General features: G+C 43.8%; 3 protein-coding genes. All 3 read left to right on the forward strand.

What is annotated here, in order from left to right; translation table 11 throughout:
- On the forward strand, positions 1-421 hold a 421-nt coding region (locus tag LI114_RS13570), incomplete at its 5' end, for a DNA adenine methylase (RefSeq protein ID WP_227221111.1).
- A gap of 4 nt (positions 422-425) precedes the next feature.
- Positions 426-698, forward strand: coding sequence for a hypothetical protein (locus tag LI114_RS13575; protein ID WP_117940373.1), 273 nt, complete (start codon positions 426-428; stop codon positions 696-698).
- Positions 695-975 (forward strand): DUF3846 domain-containing protein (locus LI114_RS13580; protein ID WP_227221112.1); only part of this gene is annotated, 281 nt, incomplete at its 3' end. The genes LI114_RS13575 and LI114_RS13580, both read left to right, overlap by 4 nt.

A 975-nucleotide genomic window follows, 5' to 3' on the forward strand; every position in this document is an offset into this window, starting at 1 on the left:
AGATCTTGCGGCTAGGCGTTTGCAGAAGGTCGTTATCGAAAACAAGGATTTTGAAAAGCTTATCAGGCAGTATGACAGACCTGTAAGCTTTTTCTACTGTGATCCGCCGTATTTTGCTACTGAAAATTACTACAAGGACGTAGGGTTTACTGCAAAAGATCATATCAGACTGCGTGACGCTCTGCTTGATATCAAAGGCAGATTTTTGGTTTCGTATAATGATTGTCCTGAGATCCGTGAGATATGGAAAAAGCCTAACATCAAGATCGAAGAGATAAGCAGGCTGAACAATCTGGCACAGCGATATGACGGCGGCTGTCAGTATGCGGAGCTGCTCATTTCAAATTACGATACAAGCGAACGAGCGAGAGCGGTTCGCCAACTTTCGCTGTTTGACGATGAAACAATTTTGGAGGTTTAAATTTATGAAAAGAATAATTTTTGCACAGGTTTTAACGACAAACGGAACTACCGAATTTTGGGGACTTTACGATGAAAACGGAAATCCCGTAAGCGTGGAAACTGAGAAAGATGACGGCGGAGTTACGCTTACAATATGGCGTGATGTCCCCGACAAAGAACGCCGTGACTGCGGAATTTCGGAGGAAGAAATACAGCGTACCTGTTCCATGTACGAAGACTGCGACGGGTGTCCGCTTAATGACTACTGCGGAGAGGAATCGGAGGTGGTTTCATGAAAATACTTGTGTTTGAACCGATGAAAAAGCCGTATGTGAAGGATATTGAAGATGATATCCATGCCATGCAGGAAGTTGTGGGCGGCAGCATCGAGCCAATATATTTTGAACCAAAGCAGGACGCTATTTGCTGGTGCAATGATGAGTTTCTGCTGAACGGTTCTAAGCCTAACAGGATAATTGGAAATACTCTTGTTCACGGCACTTTCTATATTTCTGGCAATTATCGTAACGAATACGGCGAATGGGATTCCTGTTCACTTACCGATGAACAGAT

This window comes from Ruminococcus sp. 210702-SL.1.03, from assembly GCF_020559915.1.
Classification (GTDB): domain Bacteria; phylum Bacillota; class Clostridia; order Oscillospirales; family Ruminococcaceae; genus YE71.

Bases quoted from the DNA above. Each gene is read 5' to 3' on its own strand.
- LI114_RS13575 (WP_117940373.1), top strand. From the start codon at position 426: ATGAAAAGAATAATTTTTGCACAGGTTTTAACGACAAACGGAACTACC.